Below are 17,221 nucleotides of genomic sequence, written 5' to 3'. Positions count from 1 at the left end.
GTGGAACGCTGACGTGAGAGTGCTGCGGCCAATGTCACACTCTCGCCTACTTGTCCGTACGGGCTTCGAATACGGGTTGAATGTGGCCGCGTCGGCCGGGACACCGAACGGGGAAAGTAAGCCGTCTGCGGGGGAAAGCAGGCACCTTCCGACCGCGGAAGTGCGCAGACCGACCGAAAGATGTTCGAGGCGAGGCACATCATGGACGCTCCGACCACCATGTCGGCCGACAACGGCACTTCCGGGGGCGGTTGGTTCAGTCCTCGCAAGCAGCCGGAAGCGGTGCCAGGCTCCGAACAGGACACGACCGACGGAAACCGGCTGGCCGCACTGCGTCCGGTGGGCAAGCCCGGGACGGGCACCTCACCGCAGAGCCCGGCAGACACCTCTGAGACCACGAGCGATACTTCTCAGGCCACGGGCGGCACCCCTCAGAACCCTCCAGACAACAGCCCTTACCCGTCACCAGACAACAGCCCGTACCCGTCACAGGACCGGTCTCCGTACGCGCCACGGCCGGAACCGGAGCCCGATCGCGCGGGCCGCACGCCCGCCCAGCCGCCGCCAGAGCCCCGCGTCCCCGTCCAGCGCACCCTCTCGCCCCAGGCCCCCGCGATGGCCGCCGGCACCGTCTCCCCGCAGTTCGCCCACCTGTCCCCGCGAGACCGCCCGCCCTCCCCGGACGCCGTCCTCATCCGCCGGACCATGGGCGAGGTCGCCCCCGTGGCCGACAAGGTCACGTCGTACTTCTACGCGCTGCTCTTCGTCCGCCACCCCGATCTGCGCCCGCTGTTCCCCGCCGCCATGGACGCCCAGCGCGACCGCCTGCTCAGGGCGCTGCTGACCGCGGCCGAGCACATCGACAACACCCCGGTGTTGGTGGAGTACCTCCAGAACCTGGGCCGGGGCCACCGCAAGTACGGCACCCGGCCCGAGCACTACCCGGCGGTCGGCGAGTGCCTCATCGGGGCGCTCAGCAAGTACGCCCCCGGTGCCTGGAACGCGGAGACGGAAGCGGCCTGGGTCCGGACGTACACGACCATCTCGCAGGTGATGATCGACGCGGCCGCCGCGGACGAACTGCGAGCCCCGGCCTGGTGGCACGCCGAGGTCGTGTCCCACGATCTGCGCACCCCGGACGTCGCGGTCGTCACCGTACGCCCGGACCAGCCCTATCCCTTCCTAGCCGGCCAGTACACGAGCCTGGAGACGCCGTGGTGGCCGCGCATATGGCGGCACTACTCCTTCGCGTCCGCGCCCCGCTCCGACGGCCTGCTGTCGTTCCATGTGAAGGCCGTCCCCGCGGGCTGGGTCTCGGGCGCCCTGGTGCACCGCGCCCGGCCCGGTGACGTCATCCGCCTCGGGCCCCCGGCCGGCCACATGACCGTGGACCACACCACCGACAACGGACTGCTGTGCCTGGGCGGCGGCACCGGCATAGCTCCGATCAAGGCGCTGGTCGAGGACGTGGCCGAGCACGGCGCACGGCGGTCCGTCGAGGTGTTCTACGGCGCCCGCACCGACAACGACCTGTACGACATCGACACGATGCTCCGGCTGCAGCAGTCGCACCCGTGGCTGTCGGTCCGCGCGATCGTCGACCGGCAGGCCCATGTCCAGCTCCCGGACGCCGTACGCGAGTACGGCCCCTGGCACGACTACGACGCCTATCTCTCCGGACCGCCCGGCATGATCCGCAGCGGTGTGGACACGCTCAGGTCCATCGGGATCCCGGCGGACCGGATACGCCACGACTCGGTGGAGGAACTCGTCCTCGCCCAGTGATCCGGCGCGAGGTCAGCCCAGGTCCGGTGCGTGCATGGCCCGTACGCCCTCGATGTTGCCGTCCAGATAGTGCCGCAGGGACAGCGGGACGAGGTGGACGGAGGCGATCCCGACGCGGGTGAACGGCACCCGGACGATCTCGTACTCCCCGACGGGCTCGTCCACCTCGGGGCCGTGCCGCAGGGACGGGTCCATCGACTCCAGGTGGCAGACGAAGAAGTGCTGCACCTTCACGCCGGTCGCGCTGCCGCCGGCGCCGATGTGCTCGACGGTGTCCACGAAGCAGGGGATCACGTCGGTCACCTTGGCGCCGAGTTCCTCGTACACCTCGCGGTGCAGGGCGTCGACCACGGTCGTGTCCGTGGGCTCGACTCCGCCGCCGGGAGTCAGCCAGTAGGGATCAAGGCCGGGCTTGGTGCGCTTGATCAGGATCAGGTCGTCACCGTCGAGCAGGACGGCACGCGCGGTGCGCTTGACCACGGGTCGGACGGTCATGGGGGGAATGTGGCCCGGATGGTTCCACGTGAAACATCGCATCCCGTCATCGGCCGGGCTCGCTGCGTGACGAACGGGAATTCCCTGGTCAGCACCAGTCGGCGGCGGCCCGCAGCAGCCACTCGTGGGCCCGCGCGACATGCGGCATGGCGAGCGTCCCGGTACGCACCACCAGGAAGTACGTCCGCAGGGGTGGTACCGCGGGCTCGTGCAGTGCGACGACCTCGCCGCGCTCCAGGGCGTCCGCGCACAGATAGCGCGGCAGCACCGCGAGCCCGGCGCCCGCGACCGCGCAGGCCAGCACGGCTCGCAGGTCCGGGACGACGACGGTGCCCGGAGCGGCCGGGCGGGAGTCGAAGACGGAGGCCCAGTAGCGCGAGACGAAGGGCAGCGACTCGTGCACCTCGACCAGGGGGACGTCCTTCAGTGCGGGCGCCCGCTTGCCCGCGGGGACGGTCTCCATCGCGCCGGAGCCGATCTGCTCGGCCCACTCCGGCGCGGCGATCAGGACATGCTCCTCGTCGCAGAGCGTGCTGGCCGTGAGCAGCGCGCCGCGCGGACGGGCCGTGCAGATGGCCAGATCGTGATGCCCGGCGGCCAGGCCCTCCAGGGTCTCCTCGGCGTTCCCGAAGGAGGCTCGCAGGGCGAAGCCCTGGCCGTCCTCGCCGGTCAGCTCGGTGAGCGCGGGCAGCGCGCGCTCAGCGGTGAACTCGGGAGGCCCGGCGAGATGCAGTGTGCGCAGGGACGACTCGTCGTCGAGGCCGGTCTCGGTGATCTCCACCAGGGCGTCGAGATGGGGCGCGGCCTTGTGCGCGAGTTCGTCGCCGATGGTCGTCGGGGTCACCCCGCGGGCCTGCCGCAGGAACAGCGGGCGGCCCAACTGCCGTTCCAGCGTGCGGATCTGCGAGGTCACGGCCGGCTGCGACAGTCCGAGCAGGGCGGCGGCGCGGGTGAAGGAACCGGCCCGGTGCACCGTCACAAAGGTGCGCAGCAAGGCCAGATCCATGGCGACGCCCTCCCCATCCCTGCCCTTCTCCCGGCCCCGAGGCAGGGCCCAACTATAAATATGTCGATAGGTCTCTGTCGCTACTGTGATTGGACACTGACACAGAGTCAACTAGCCTTGTTCGCGCGGTTCTTCGCGCGCGGAACCGGGGCGGTCCGAGCCACGAGGGGGGAGGCTCGGACCGTCCGTTGTACGTAGCCGGACCTGCCCGGATGTCCGTAAAGGCGCTGCTGGAACGGTTACTCCGCCGACTCGTCCAGCGCCCGCAGCACATCCGCCACCAGGTCCTCGGCGTCCTCGGCGCCGACCGAGAAGCGGATGAACCCCTCCGGCACGTCGTCCCCTCCCCAGCGCCCGCGCCGCTCGGCCGTGGAGCGCACTCCGCCGAAGCTCGTCGCGTCGTCCACGAGCCGCAGGGCGTCGAGGAAACGGTCGGCACGCGCGCGCGTGGGCAGCGTGAAGGAGACCACGCAGCCGAAGCGCCGCATCTGCCGCGAGGCGATCTCGTGCGAGGGGTCGTCGGGCAGCCCCGGGTACCGCAGACCGGTGACCTCGGGGCGCTCCTTGAGGGCGCGGGCGAGTACCAGAGCGCTCGCGTTCTGCCGGTCGACCCGCATCTGGAGCGTGGCGATCGAACGGTGTGCGAGCCAGGCCTCCATGGGCCCCGCGATCGCCCCGACGATCTTCCGCCAGCGGCGTACGGCGTCCGTGGCCTCGCCCGCGCGGCCGGTGACATACCCCAGGAGGACGTCTCCGTGCCCCGTGAGCTGCTTGGTGCCGCTGGCGACGGAGAAGTCCGCCCCGAGCTCCAGCGGGCGCTGTCCGAGCGGTGTGGCGAGCGTGTTGTCGACGGCGACGAGCGCCCCACGCGCGTGTGCCGCCTCGACGAGCCGCCGGATGTCGCACACGTCGAGCCCCGGGTTGGACGGGCTCTCGATCCACAGCAGCTTCGCGCCGTCGAGGAGGTCGAGCTGGGCGTCGCCGCCGGTCGGTGCGGTGCGCACCTCGATGCCGTACGCCTCCAGCTGCGCGCGCACGAGAGGCAGCACCTGGTAGCCGTCGTTCGGCAGGACGACCGTGTCCCCGGCGCGCAGCTGGGAGAAGAGCACGGCGGAGATGGCGGCCATGCCCGAGGCGAAGACCAGTGTCTCCACGCCGTCCTCGCCCGGCGCCTCCAGCTCGCCGATGGCGCGCTCCAGGTGCGTCCAGGTCGGGTTGGTGTCGCGGCCGTAGGTGAACGGGCCGTCAACCTCCCCCGGCAGATGGAAGTGGGCGGCGAACACCGGACCGGGCAGGGTCGGTTCGTTCTTGGCCGTCTCGGGCAGTCCGGCACGCACCGCGCGCGTGCCCTCCCCGTCGCCCGCCACTCTGTCGCTCATGCCACCCGTCCTTCCGCCTGCTCGCGTACCTCGGCGAGTAGACCCTCGCTCGCCGCCTCTACCATCTCAAGACACTCCTCGAAGCCGTCGAGGCCCCCGTAGTACGGGTCCGGCACGTCGAGGCCGTCGCCCGCGGCGGGGTCGTACGAACGCAGCAGCCGCACCTTCCCGGCGTCCTCGGGGGTGGGTGCGAGGCGCCGCAGGGCCTTGAGATGCCCGGTGTCGAGGGCGATGACGAGGTCGAGGCGGGCGAACCAGGACGACCGGAACTGCCGGGCCGTGTGGCCGCCGTCGTAGCCGTGCTCCTCCAGGACGGACACCGTGCGCGGGTCGGCGCCGTCCCCCTCGTGCCAGCCGCCGGTGCCGGCGCTGTCGACCTCGACCAGGTCCTCAAGGCCGGCCTCGGATATCCGGGCGCGGAAGACGGACTCGGCCATCGGGGAACGGCAGATGTTGCCCGTGCAGATGAAACAGACGCGGTAGGCCATGCCTCCTCAGTCCTCGTCGGGCAGGACGACGTGCAGGGCCCAGGACACGATCGAGATGATCAGGCCGCCCACCACGGCGGTCCAGAAGCCCTCGACGTGGAAGCTGAGGTCGAGCTTGTCGGACAACCACGAGGTCAGCAGCAGCATCAGGGCGTTGACGACGAGGGTGAACAGGCCGAGCGTCAGGATGACCAGCGGCAGGGCCAGCATCTTCACGATCGGCTTGACCAGGAAGTTCACCAGGCCGAAGACCAGGGCGACCAGGATCAGCGTCCAGATCTTCTTGCCGGTGCTGTCACCGGTCAGGGTGATCTTGTCGAGCAGCCATACGGCGACCGCCAGGGCACCCGCGTTGGCGATCGTCTTGACTAGGAAATTCTTCATGTGTCTGATCGTGGCAGAAGAGATCGGTTACGGGTACGACGAGGGCGGACTAAGTCGATGAAGGCATTCCGGTTGGACGAACTGGAGGCGGAGCGCGCCGCCAACGACGGCGCCTACCTGCAGTTCCTGAGAGAGCGGAACATGTCGGTCGGCCTGTACGCGCTCGACGCGGGTGCGCAGGACCCGCAGCAGCCGCACGGGCAGGACGAGGTCTACTTCGTGGTCAGCGGGCGCGCCGCGATCACCGTGGGCATGGAGACCACCGAGGTCGCGCGCGGCAGCGTGGTCTACGTCCCGGCCGGCGTCGCCCACAAGTTCCACCACATCAGCGAGGACCTGAGGGTCATGGTGGTGTTCTCTCCCCCGGAGAGCTGAGCCGGGACCTCGGGGTTCCCTAGGGGATCAGTCAGGGGAGGACAAGGGGTGCGAGGCCCCCGCGGGGGCACCCACCGGCCCTAGCATCGAGTGCAGGACATTGGTGGATCCGGTACCAGAGGGGCCGGGACAGTGCCGGACTGCAGAGAGGTAAGGACGATGGGAGAGATCTTCGCGGGGATGCCGTGGTGGGTGAAGTGGATCGCGGTGCCGGTCATCGCGCTGGTCGTGTTCGGCGGACTGATAGCCACGGTCGTCGGCTTCGTCATCGGCCTGCTCTTCAAGCTGCTGGTCTTCGTCGCCCTGGTCGGCGGACTCGTCTACGTCGTACGGAAGTTCATGTCGAGCTCCTCGTCGCGCAGCGACTGGTGAGCACCGGGAGCGGGTGGGGCGACCGGTAACAGGAAGCGCCTGTTCCCTCGCGCGAGGGAAGTTTTCCGGGCAGGCCGTATGCGTGCGGTGACGGACCGTTAAAGTCCGGAACTCGACGCGGGGACGACCCCGTGAGCGGCGTACACCCCCTCCCGTGTTCCCCCGCACGGGCTGCCCCCTCGCGCTCCGGGAGTGCCCCTTGGCCATGGCTGACACCGCACCCGCCCAGTTCGACACCCGCGCGGCGACGACGGCCGCGCAGCCGACAGCTCCGGTTCAGCCGTCCGCTTCCGCACCGGCCTCCGCTGTTGGACCGGCCTCCGCTTCCGCATCGGCCTCTGCTTCCGAACCGACTTCCGCTTCCGCGTCGGCCTCCGTTTCCGAACCGGCCTCCGCTCCGGCACAGCCGTCCGCCTCCGGACGGACATCCGCTCCGGTACGGCCCACACCCCCCGTACAGCGCCGCGTACTGCCCCCCGCTGCACCGCCCGCCGCCGCTCCGCCCGAGCAGCCGCACTCCGCGACCCTCATCGGGTCCGTCCAGCGTGCGATGCGTCTGCTGGAGTCGGTCGCGGAGCACGCGCACGGGGCGCCCGCCAAGCAACTCGCCCGTGAGACCGGGCTCGCGCTGCCCACGGCGTACCACCTGCTGCGGACTCTGGTGCACGAGGGCTATCTGCGCCGCGACAAGGGCCTGTTCTTCCTCGGGGAGGCGGCCGAGCGGCTGAGCAGCAGCGGGGCTCAGCAGAAACGTCGCAGCACTGTCGTGGAGGCGCTCGCGCACTGGCGGGACCTGATCGGCGTACCGGTCTACTACGCCCAGTACCGCGACGGCGAGATCGAGGTCGTGTGCGTCTCCGACAGCCCGGGCAACCCGGCCGTCGTGGAGTGGGCGGACTTCCGGGAGACCGGGCACGCGCACGCCATCGGCCAGTGCCTGCTGGCCCAGCTCGACGAGCAGTCCCGGCGCGATCACCTCGACCGCTATCCCGTGCAGTCCATCACCCCGTACACCGTGCGCGACAAGCACAGCCTGCTCCGGCGGCTCGAACGGACCGGGCGGATGGAACCGGTGATCGAGCGTCAGGAGTACGCGCTGGGCACGGTGTGCGCGGCGATTCCGATCACGGTGGGTAACGCTGCGGCAACGATGGCCATCTCCCTGCCCGCGCATCAGGCGGACCGGTTGCTGGCCGCTGCCCAGCAACTGCAAGAGGAAGTCGGGCTTCTGGTGGGGTCGATCGCGATCTCTATCAGTATCTGAAAACTAACTCCTTGTGATCTGCCATGTACTTTCAGCAAGATTTCATCAGTGTCAGAGGGATGATTCCCGGCCAGGCGAAGGCAGATGACGGGGTAGGCGATGCGCGAGTCAGTACAGGCAGAGGTCATGATGAGCTTCCTCGTGTCGGAGGAGCTCTCCTTCCGTATCCCGGTGGAGCTGCGCTACGAGGCCGGTGATCCCTATGCCGTCCGGCTGACCTTCCATCTGCCGGGAGACGCCCCGGTGACCTGGGCTTTCGGCCGTGAGCTGCTGATCGACGGGATCGGTCGGCCGTGCGGCGAGGGAGATGTACGGGTCGCTCCCGCCGGTTCCGATCTGCTGGGGGACGTGCTGATCAGGCTTCAGGTCGGCGCCGACCAGGCGCTGTTCCGCTCGTCGACGGCGCCGATCATCGCTTTCCTCGACCGTACGGACAAGCTGGTGCCGCTAGGGCAGGAGGCCGCGTTGGCCGATTTCGGCACCCATCTGGACGAGGCGCTTGACCGGATTCTTGCGGAGGAGCAGAGCGCGGGGTGACGTCTTGGGGTGAGGCGGCGTGAGGGACGTTCTGTTGTGGGTCGGGTAGGTGCAGGAACGCTTCTGCCGGGAGCCGCTCGGGCCGGGTCGGTTGCGTCGGGTCGGGCTGCGTCGGGTCGAGTCGCGTCGGGGCCCGGCGTCTGGCTTGCGCGGCTCTGAGCTCGTAGCCCCGACCCTTGCGGCCCCGACCTTCGTAGTCCCGACCCTTGCAGCCCCGCCCCTCGTAGTCCCGACCCTCGTAGCCCCGACCCTTGAGCTGAGCCGCCCCTCCCGGGACGGGCCCGACCGTCTCAGCGCCTCCGGCGACGCCCCTTGCCGCCGCCCCTGCCCGGGGCCACGGCCGTGCCCGCGCTCGCGCTCGTCGCCGGTACCGGAGTGGGCGTCGCCGATGCCGTGGTTTCCGTGCCCGGTCGGTCCGCCGAGACCACCAGGGCCGCGAGGGCGGTGGTGACCGGGACCGAGGCGACCAGGCCGATCGAGCCGACCAGGGTGCGCACGATCTCCTCCGCGACCAACTCGCTGTTGGCGACGGTCCCCACGCTGGACTGGGCGATCGAGAAGAGCAGCAGCAACGGCAGCGCGGCGCCCGCGTAGGCGAGGACGAGCGTGTTGACCACGGACGCGATGTGGTCACGGCCGATCCGGATGCCGGCGCGATACAGCCCCCGCCAGCCCATCGTCGGGTTGGCTTCGTGCAGCTCCCAGACCGCCGAGGTCTGCGTGACCGTTACGTCGTCGAGGACACCGAGGGAGCCGATGATGACGCCGGCGAGCAGCAGACCGCTCATGTCGATCGACGGGTACAGCCCGTGGATGAGCCCGGTGTTGTCGTCGGTGTTGCCGGTGAGCGCGGCCCAGCCGATGAACAGCGAGCCGAGGACGCCGATCAGCACCAGGGAGATCAGCGTGCCCAGTACCGCGACGGAGGTTCTGGCCGACAGCCCGTGGCACATGTAGAGGGCGATCAGCATGATGGCGCTCGACCCGACCACCGCCACGAGCAGCGGGTTCGAGCCCTGCAGGATCGCGGGCAGTACGAAGAAGTTCAGCAGCAGGAAGCTGACCGCCAGCGCGACCAGGGCCATGACTCCGCGCATCCGCCCGACGATCACGACGGCGAGCGCGAAGATGCCGGCGAGCAGCCCCATCGGGAGCCTGCGGTTGACGTCGGTCACCGAGTACTGGAGGTCCCTGGGCGCCGAGGGCTCGTACGCGACCACGACCTTCTCGCCCTCGTGCAGCTGCCGCGACTGGTCGGGCTGGACGATCTCCGTGAAGGTACGGCCCTTGTCGTCGCCGGTGTCGACCCGGATCGTCGCCTTCTTGCAGGTGCCGTCCGCCTGCTGCTGGGCGGAGGAGCCCTCGGCGGTGGAGGTGTCCCCGGTCGGGGCCTCCCCCGAGGCGTTCACCGACTTGCAGCTGACGCTCACGACCTTGCTGACGGTGGCCTGCTGGGTCTGCCGGTCGAAGCCGACCCCGGTGCGCTCGTGCGCCGGAGCCCCGCCGGGCCACAGCACCGCGAGCCCCACGACCACGGCCACGCCGAACGGGATGAGGATCGCCCCGATGACCTTGCGGAGGTGCTTGGAGACGGGGGTCGCCGGGCCGTGGCTGTGACTGTGCGAGTGACCGTGCCCGCCGCTGCCCGTCCCGGGGCCGCCGCCGTGTCCGTGGCCGCCGTCGGGGCCGTGCCCATGGCCGTCATCGTGATGACCATGCCCGTCACCGTGTCCGTGACCGTCGCCGCCCCGGCCGCCTCCACCGGGACCGCCACCCCGGCCGCCCCCACTGGGACCGCCACCGTGGCCACCGTCGCCGACCTGACCACCGTGACCGGCACCCTGACCCTGCTGGCCGTGTCCCCGCTGCCCATGCCCTTGCTGCCCGTGTCCCTGGCCGTAGCCGTGCCCGCCGCTGTGCGCGTGCTCGTGCCAGCCGCCGTCGCGCCCGCCGTCTCCGGGACCACCGAAGGGGCCACCTGAGCCACCGGGACCACCAGGCCCACCACGACCACCGGGACCACCGGGACCCCCGGCCCCACCAACAGGCCCGCCGATACGACCAGTCGCGGGCCCGCCCGCGGAACCGTCGCCGGGGCCACGCCCAGGGCCGTATCCGGGTCCGCCTCCCGGGCCGTTTCCGGAACCCGGTCGGCGCGGTGGCTCGGGAGGCGGGTACGGGGGCTGATGTGTCGAGGTCACCGCCCGATCATCGCAAGAACGAAAGGGGCCCCCTGTTCACCGCGCCCGAATTGACGCTAGCGTGGTGCCACCTTTGTACACGCGGGAGCTCGGAGCACCGGGCTGAGAGGGCGCTGACCTCCGTCCCAGCGATGTTTCACGTGGAACGTCATCTCTGGCGAGTGACGTTCCCCACGAAACGTCGGCGGACGGGAAACGCTGCGTCGACCGCTGAACCTGTTACCGGGTAATGCCGGCGTAGGGAGTAGGTCTCATGACCATCAAGGACGCACGCACGCCTGCCTCCGAACAGAGCGACACCGTCGACTCGGAGGCCGGGAAGTCCATCGGCTGGCACAAGGGATACGTGACGGGCCCAGCGGGCTCGCGCCCCGATCTGCGTGTGCCGGTCCGTCAGGTGCACCTCACCAACGGGCAGTCGGTCACGCTGTACGACACCTCGGGCCCGTACACCGATCCGCTCACCGAGACGGACGTCCGCCGGGGCCTCGTGCCGCTGCGGGAGAACTGGATCATCGGACGCGGGGACACCGAGGAGTACGCGGGCCGTCCCGTGCGCCCCGAGGACGACGGGATCAAGCACACCTCGCCGCGGGGCGGGAACCTCCGCAACCTCGACGCGGTGTTCCCCGGCAGGCCGCGCCTTCCGCGTCGTAGCCGAGACGGCGGCGCGGTCACGCAGCTCGCGTACGCGCGCCGGGGCGAGATCACGCCCGAGATGGAGTTCGTGGCGGTCCGGGAGAACGTCTCCGCCGAGGTGGTCCGCGAGGAGATCGCGGCGGGCCGCGCGGTGCTGCCGGCCAACGTCAACCACCCGGAGATCGAGCCGATGATCATCGGCAAGCGGTTCCTGGTGAAGGTCAACGCCAACATCGGCAACTCCGCGGTCACCTCCTCCATCGAGGAGGAGGTCGAGAAGATGACCTGGGCGACCCGGTGGGGCGCCGACACGGTCATGGACCTCTCCACGGGCCGCAACATCCACACCACCCGCGAGTGGGTGCTGCGCAACTCCCCCGTCCCCATCGGCACGGTGCCGCTCTATCAGGCGCTGGAGAAGGTCGACGGCCGGGCCGAGGAGCTGACCTGGGAGATCTACAAGGACACGGTGATCGAGCAGGCCGAGCAGGGCGTGGACTACATGACGGTCCACGCGGGCGTGCGGCTGCCGTACGTCCCGCTGACCGCGAACCGCAAGACCGGCATCGTCTCGCGCGGCGGTTCGATCATGGCGGCGTGGTGCCTGGCGCACCACAAGGAGAGCTTCCTCTACGAGAACTTCGAGGAACTGTGCGAGATCCTCGCCGCCTACGACGTCACGTACTCGCTCGGTGACGGCCTTCGCCCGGGGTCGATCGCGGACGCCAACGACGAGGCGCAGTTCGCGGAGTTGAGGACGCTCGGGGAGCTCAACACCATCGCGAAGCGCTTCAACGTGCAGACCATGATCGAGGGCCCGGGACATGTCCCGATGCACAAGATCAAGGAGAACATCGACCTTCAGCAGGAGATCTGCGAGGAGGCGCCGTTCTACACGCTGGGCCCGCTGACCACCGACGTCGCGCCGGCCTACGACCACATCACCTCCGGCATCGGTGCCGCGATGATCGCCTGGTGGGGCACCGCGATGCTCTGCTACGTCACGCCCAAGGAGCACCTGGGCCTGCCCAACCGGGACGACGTCAAGACCGGCGTCATCACCTACAAGATCGCCGCCCACGCGGCCGACCTCGCCAAGGGCCACCCGGGCGCCCAGGAATGGGACGACGCCCTCTCCGACGCCCGCTTCGAGTTCCGCTGGGAGGACCAGTTCAACCTCGCCCTGGACCCGGACACGGCCCGTGAGTTCCACGACGAGACCCTCCCGGCCGAACCGGCCAAGACGGCCCACTTCTGCTCGATGTGCGGCCCGAAGTTCTGCTCGATGAAGATCTCCCAGGACATCCGCCGCCGTCACGGCGACAGCCAGGAGGAGATCGAGGAGGGCATGGCCCAGAAGTCGAAGGAGTTCGCGGCGAGCGGTAATCGCGTGTACCTGCCGCTGGCGGACTGACGTCCGTAGATTGGCGCTGTTCCGGAGGCCGGGTGCCTTCGGGGCAGCGCCGTCGTGCGCGTTCGGGGATGCGATGAAGGGGGGCGGAGTCTTGATCGTTCTGAAGGTGACGGCCGAGGTGCAGTCGCTGGCGTGGGACGGCGACGATCTGGTCGATGCGGTGGGCGGGGGCCGCCGATGGGGCCCTGACGGCGTGGAGCGTGCCTCGATCAGCCGTGGGTTTCCCTTCGACCGGAGTGTCGTCTCCCCGTCCGGCCGGTACTCCGTTGTCCATGCCGAGCGTGGTACCGAGGCGCTGCTGCTCGACGGTGATCGGCTCGTCCGTGAGCTGAACCGCAGCGACTACCACGCCGCTGACTTCGACTATCCGGTCGCACTCGGAGCGTTGCCGGACGGCCGCGAGGTCCTGGTCCACTGCCCGGAGGAGTACAACGTCCTCGAGATCGAGGACGTGGAGTCGGGAGAGCGGCTCACCCGTGGTGAACGTCAGCCGAAGGACGTCTTCCACTCGCGGCTGGCGGTGAGCCCGGACGGGACACACCTGCTGTCGGCCGGCTGGGTGTGGCATCCGTACGGAGTCGTCGAAGTCTTCGACCTGGCCGATGCGCTGACGGCCCCTGCCGTGCTCGACGGCCATGGAGTGCTGCCCATGGATCCGGGCATTGACGCGGAGGTCGTCTCGGCCTGCTGGCTCGACGGTGACCGCGTGGCCGTGGCGACCGGGGAGGAGTTTCTCGACGACGAGGAGACGCCTGCCCTGGGCCCACGGCAGTTGGGCGTCTGGTCGCTCTCCGCGATGCGGTGGATCCATCGCAACAAGGTCGATTTCACCATCGGCACTCTGATCGCCCGGGGTGACACGGTTGTCTCCCTGTACGGGAATCCGCGGCTGATCGATGTCACGACGGGTGCGGTGGTGGCGGAATGGCCCACCGTGGAGGTGCCCCGCAGAGAGGGCAGCTACGGGGTCACTCACATTCCGACGCCCGTTGCCGCCCTGCACCCGGACGGCATCCGCCTGGCAGTGGCCCAGCCGGACGGCATCGCGATCATCGCTCTTCCGGAAGAGCCACACCGGCCCCGGTGATCCGCCCCGACCGGACATCCGGCTTGCGCTCCTTTCGAGGGGAACGCAAGCCGAGGGGCTGATCCGGCACCGTCACTCCGGCTTGTGGTCCGGCCCCCCGAAGTCCGGGCTGGTGTAGTCCGGACTGCTGAAGCTCGGGCGGGAGCCCGAGGATCCGTCGTCGGGGCTGGTGAAGCCGGGGCGGCCGTAGCCCAGGTTGGGCATACGGCTGGTGCTCGGCGCCGGCGGTGCCGTGTGGTGCACCGCGGCGGCGGTACCGGGGTCGGTCAGCGCTTCCCGGAGGAAGGGCAGGACGCCTCGCTCCAGCAGGGCGTCGTGCCAGGCGTCCCTGGCGCGTGCCACCTCTTCGCTCAGCTCGCCGTAACCCGCTTCGAGGGAGGGCCGGTTGCGCAGGGCGGTGAGGAGCAGTCCGACGGCGGCGACCAGGATCGCGGCCGCCGTCACGGCGCCGAACACCCATCCCACGGTGATCATGGTGTGGGCGAACGCCGGCTCGGGGTTGAGCATCTGGAGGATGTAGCCCACGAGCAGGAAGATCGCCGCGGCTATTCCGGCGAGGACGGGCGTCAGGACCGCGGCGACGGCGACGGCGCCCGCGCCGGTGGTCTCGGCGACCTCTCCCATGGCCGTGGCGAGCCCCATCGCACCCGTACTCGACTCGGCGGGACCGGGTTCGTGCACGGACGACAGGGTGGACGGCGCCGGGCGGCGCTGTTCCTCGCGGACCTTCACATAGTGCTGGTACTCGGTCGCCGCGGCCGCCGTGATGAGCGCGGTGGCGTTGAGCGCCATGGTGCGCAGCTGTTCGGGATTCAGCCGCTGTCCGACAGCGGCCAGTTCGGGACGGTGTGGGGCGGAGCGCAGCGCCTCATCGAGGATCCGCTCGTACTCTTGGCGGTCCTCACTGAGCAGGTGCTGCGGAACGCTGTTCATGTGCATCCCCCGATGCTCCGTAGGGCTTGGGGCTCGCATGCCAACGAGCCGTCGGGCAGAAACGGAGGGGAGCCTGCTACGGATAACCAGATGGTAGAGCGGTGACGGCACAGGGTGACAGGGGGTTTCCAGAAATTGGCCCCTGGCCTGCGCTCACGCCGGTCGGTCCGGCACGGTGAGACGTCTGCCCCGGGAACGCTCAGATATCCAGGGGCAGTTGCTGGACCAGCAGTTTTCCGGCCATGGTCACCCCGCCGTCCATCCCGATGGCCAGCCCGTCGGCGTAGACGTGCGGTCCTTCGACCACCGGACCCGATTCGTCCTCGCCGTCCTCGGAGCCCACTTCGCCGAGCAGATAGGGAATCGGGCTGTGCCCGTGAACGATGCGGGCGCCGCCGTACGTATCGAGCAGGGAGCGCACATGGTCGGCGCCGCCCTCGTCGCGGAAGGAGAAGCGCTTGGTGAACTTGCGGAAGAGATCCCACACCTCGTCCGCGTCGTTGCGCGTGAGGGTCTCGCGGACGGTGTCGTTGACCGCCTCGATCGAGTCGCCGTAGTCGAGATAGGCGGTGGTGTCGGAGTGCACGAGCAGATGGCCGTCGACCTGCTCGACCGCGTCGAGACGGGACATCCACTGGAGGTGGTGGTCCTGGAGGCGGTCCATGTCGGTCTTCTGGCCGCCGTTGAGCAGCCAGGCCGCCTGGAAGGTGGCGGTGCCCGCACCGGAGTTGACGGGGGTGTCGCCGAACCGCTTGGCGCCGATCAGCAGCAGCTCGTGGTTGCCCATGAGGGCCTTGCAGTAGCCGCCGGCCGCGGCGGCCTCCGCGGACAGCCGCATCACGAGGTCGATCACGCCGATGCCGTCGGGGCCGCGGTCGGTGAAGTCGCCGAGGAACCAGAGCCGGGCGGTGCCGGCGCACCACTCGCCCGCCGCGTCGACGAGGCCCTTCTCCTGGAGCGCGGCCAGCAGTTCGTCGAGGTAGCCGTGGACGTCGCCCACGACGAAGAGCGGACCGGGGCCGTCCACCTCCCTGGACACGGGGTCGGCGGCCGCCTGGGGTCCCTCACCGGGGTTGATGACCGGCAGGTCCTGCTCGGTGGGGGTGTACCCCTCCGGGTAGGTCTCCTCGTGGGCGGGGATCACGTCCCCGGGGTGCGTGCTGTGGCCGTACGGACCGGTCTCGTTGACGTACGCGGGTACCCGGAAGTCGCGCAGCACCGCAGTGCGCTCCACCTCGGGTCCCTGACCGGCCCCCTGAGTCATCAGACCCCTCCACCATCGCGCCGCATCTGCACCGCTTCGGACTGCCTGGTCGCAGCGGCCCCGCGGTGTCGTGGGCCCATCATAGGAATGCGGATCGCGCCATGTGATGACCCAGGGGTGGTGAATCGGAGCAAGACTCCTGTTCACCGCGGCATTCGCCCCGATTGGGCCGGGCTTCGACCACTGCCCGGCCCTCTCACGGCTACTGCTCCTCGGGTGACCGCGGCGGGCTGACCGTCGTGCGCGGGGCCCGCCGCTGGGACGAGGTGCGCACGATCAGCTCCGTCGGTATCACCTGCTCGACCGGTTGGTCCGATTCGACCCCCTCGATGGCGTCGATGAGGAGCTGGACCACGGCCGTGCCGATACGGCGCGGCTTCAGCGAGAGCGTGGTGACGGGCGGTTCGGTGCTGGCGTACACGGTGGACTCGGAGCAGCACACGATCAGCAGGTCGTCCGGGACCCGTAGTCCGTAGCGGCGGGCGGCGGCCAGCAGATCGGTGCCGTTGGGGTCGAACAGGCCGTAGACGGCGTCGGGGCGGTCCGGGCGGGCGAGCAGCCGGTCGGCGGCGACGGCGCCCGCACACGGGTCGTGCGCCGGGTAGGCCTCGTAGACCGGGTCCTGGCCCACCCGCTCGCACCAGCGCAGATACGCGGTGGTCGACAGATGCGTGTACGTGTCCGTCGTCGTCCCGGTCAGCAGGCCGATGCGGCGGGCGCCGGCGTCGGCCAGATGGTCCAGGATGCCCAGTACGGCGGCCTCGTGGTCGTTGTCGACCCACGCGGTGACCGGCAGCGCGCCGGCCGGGCGGCCGTCGGAGACCACCGGCAGCCCCTGCCGGACCAGCTCGCTGACGACCGGGTCCTGGTCGGACGGGTCGATGACGACCGTGCCGTCCAGGGCGACGTTGGACCACACGTCGTGGCGCGAGGTCGCGGGCAGGATCACGAGGGCGTAGCCGCGGGCGAGCGCGGCCGAGGTGGCGGCCCGCGCCATCTCGGCGAAGTACGCGAACTCGGTGAAGGTGAAAGGTTCATCCCCGTACGTCGTCACGGTCAGACCGATGAGGCCCGACTTGCCGGTACGGAGGGTTCGGGCCGCGGCCGAGGGGCGGTAGCCCAACCGGTCGGCGACCTCACGGACATGGCGGCGGGTGGCGTCCGGGAGCCTGCCCTTGCCGTTCAGGGCGTCGGAGACGGTCGTGATGGAGACTCCGGCGGCGGCGGCCACGTCTCTGATGCCCGCCCGACCCGGCCGACTGCCTCGACGTGAGGTTTCCGCGCGGCTCACCTGGTGCTTCCCTGCTGCTGTCATGGCGAGCCGATAGTAGGGCTCATGCGGTGGGGTAGGGCGGACGCATATGCACGCGTTGACAGGCACGTTTCTGCAAGGTCATTTAGCATCAACTGCCTTTGAAACAGTGTCAGTTAAACGATCCAATGGCACTACGTAACTTGTCGGCACGCATGGGCCTGCCAAGTCCCCGATGTTTCGAAGAGGTCTCAACTCACCTTCACGGGTGACGCGCGCCACGGCGCGAGCCACCGGCGCATAGATATATGTGACCGCGCCCCCCGATTCGTCTGACTTCGTACGG

The 17,221-nt window shown here is 69.8% G+C and carries 16 protein-coding genes and 1 riboswitch; of the genes, 7 read left to right on the top strand and 9 right to left on the bottom strand.

Annotated elements, in window-relative coordinates; translation table 11 throughout:
- The first annotated feature begins 201 nt into the window (after positions 1-201).
- Positions 202-1,785 (top strand): globin domain-containing protein, encoded by a 1,584-nt coding sequence (locus tag G3I78_RS36945; RefSeq protein WP_164432983.1) that lies wholly within the window; start codon positions 202-204, stop codon positions 1,783-1,785.
- A 12-nt stretch (positions 1,786-1,797) separates the two neighbouring features.
- On the opposite strand, the gene G3I78_RS36940 is transcribed toward G3I78_RS36945, so the two are convergent.
- The 5 genes from G3I78_RS36940 to G3I78_RS36920 form a co-directional block, all read right to left on the bottom strand.
- Complete coding sequence (locus G3I78_RS36940; RefSeq protein ID WP_164432981.1) at positions 1,798-2,280, bottom strand: NUDIX hydrolase; 483 nt, start codon at positions 2,278-2,280, stop codon at positions 1,798-1,800.
- An 88-nt stretch (positions 2,281-2,368) separates the two neighbouring features.
- The gene (locus tag G3I78_RS36935; RefSeq protein WP_164432979.1) at positions 2,369-3,286 is read right to left on the bottom strand and encodes a LysR family transcriptional regulator; all 918 of its coding nucleotides are present in this window, start codon (positions 3,284-3,286) and stop codon (positions 2,369-2,371) included.
- Between the two features lie 239 nt (positions 3,287-3,525).
- The gene (locus tag G3I78_RS36930) at positions 3,526-4,665 is read right to left on the bottom strand and encodes a cystathionine gamma-lyase (RefSeq protein WP_164432977.1); all 1,140 of its coding nucleotides are present in this window, start codon (positions 4,663-4,665) and stop codon (positions 3,526-3,528) included.
- Positions 4,662-5,153, bottom strand: coding sequence for a low molecular weight protein-tyrosine-phosphatase (locus G3I78_RS36925; protein ID WP_164432976.1), 492 nt, complete (start codon positions 5,151-5,153; stop codon positions 4,662-4,664). Before G3I78_RS36925 ends, G3I78_RS36930 begins: the two co-directional genes overlap by 4 nt.
- Positions 5,154-5,159: 6 nt before the next feature.
- A complete protein-coding gene (locus tag G3I78_RS36920; protein WP_164432974.1) occupies positions 5,160-5,537 on the bottom strand; it encodes a phage holin family protein in 378 nt (125 codons plus the stop codon).
- A 57-nt stretch (positions 5,538-5,594) separates the two neighbouring features.
- On the opposite strand from G3I78_RS36920, the gene G3I78_RS36915 reads away from it, so the two are divergent.
- The 4 genes from G3I78_RS36915 (at position 5,595) to G3I78_RS36900 (ending at position 8,085) form a co-directional block, all read left to right on the top strand.
- Entirely contained in the window at positions 5,595-5,912 is a 318-nt protein-coding gene (locus G3I78_RS36915) for a cupin domain-containing protein (RefSeq protein WP_164432972.1), read from the top strand.
- Positions 5,913-6,071: 159 nt separating this feature from the next.
- Positions 6,072-6,284 carry a DUF5326 family protein gene (locus tag G3I78_RS36910; protein WP_020119530.1) on the top strand — a complete coding sequence of 71 codons (213 nt, stop codon included), beginning with the start codon at positions 6,072-6,074 and terminating at the stop codon, positions 6,282-6,284.
- 469 nt (positions 6,285-6,753) lie between these two features.
- Positions 6,754-7,548: a helix-turn-helix domain-containing protein gene (locus G3I78_RS36905; RefSeq protein ID WP_164433104.1), complete on the top strand. Its 795-nt coding sequence runs from the start codon at positions 6,754-6,756 to the stop codon at positions 7,546-7,548.
- 99 nt (positions 7,549-7,647) lie between these two features.
- Positions 7,648-8,085: an SsgA family sporulation/cell division regulator gene (locus G3I78_RS36900; RefSeq protein ID WP_164432970.1), complete on the top strand. Its 438-nt coding sequence runs from the start codon at positions 7,648-7,650 to the stop codon at positions 8,083-8,085.
- Positions 8,086-8,375: 290 nt separating this feature from the next.
- On the opposite strand, the gene G3I78_RS36895 is transcribed toward G3I78_RS36900, so the two are convergent.
- Positions 8,376-10,286, bottom strand: coding sequence for a YibE/F family protein (locus tag G3I78_RS36895; protein ID WP_164432968.1), 1,911 nt, complete (start codon positions 10,284-10,286; stop codon positions 8,376-8,378).
- A gap of 71 nt (positions 10,287-10,357) precedes the next feature.
- Positions 10,358-10,547: riboswitch (TPP riboswitch) on the top strand.
- Between G3I78_RS36895 and thiC the strand changes: the two genes are divergently transcribed.
- Together thiC and G3I78_RS36885 are read left to right on the top strand one after the other, a co-directional pair.
- Positions 10,540-12,339 (top strand): phosphomethylpyrimidine synthase ThiC, encoded by a 1,800-nt coding sequence (thiC, locus tag G3I78_RS36890; RefSeq protein ID WP_164432966.1) that lies wholly within the window; start codon positions 10,540-10,542, stop codon positions 12,337-12,339. Its footprint overlaps the riboswitch before it by 8 nt.
- Positions 12,340-12,349: 10 nt before the next feature.
- Entirely contained in the window at positions 12,350-13,426 is a 1,077-nt protein-coding gene (locus G3I78_RS36885) for a hypothetical protein (RefSeq protein WP_239158291.1), read from the top strand.
- A 72-nt stretch (positions 13,427-13,498) separates the two neighbouring features.
- Here G3I78_RS36885 and G3I78_RS36880 read toward each other — a convergent pair whose 3' ends face one another.
- The 3 genes from G3I78_RS36880 to G3I78_RS36870 form a co-directional block, all read right to left on the bottom strand.
- Positions 13,499-14,365: a hypothetical protein gene (locus G3I78_RS36880; protein WP_164432964.1), complete on the bottom strand. Its 867-nt coding sequence runs from the start codon at positions 14,363-14,365 to the stop codon at positions 13,499-13,501.
- Positions 14,366-14,558: 193 nt separating this feature from the next.
- Positions 14,559-15,623 (bottom strand): metallophosphoesterase, encoded by a 1,065-nt coding sequence (locus G3I78_RS36875; RefSeq protein WP_164432962.1) that lies wholly within the window; start codon positions 15,621-15,623, stop codon positions 14,559-14,561.
- A gap of 202 nt (positions 15,624-15,825) precedes the next feature.
- Complete coding sequence (locus tag G3I78_RS36870; RefSeq protein ID WP_164432960.1) at positions 15,826-16,938, bottom strand: LacI family DNA-binding transcriptional regulator; 1,113 nt, start codon at positions 16,936-16,938, stop codon at positions 15,826-15,828.
- Positions 16,939-17,221 lie beyond the last annotated feature (283 nt).

Origin of the sequence: Streptomyces sp. SID13726 (assembly GCF_010548375.1) — a bacterium.
GTDB lineage: Bacteria > Actinomycetota > Actinomycetes > Streptomycetales > Streptomycetaceae > Streptomyces.
This window is presented reverse-complemented; position numbering and strand designations above follow the sequence as displayed.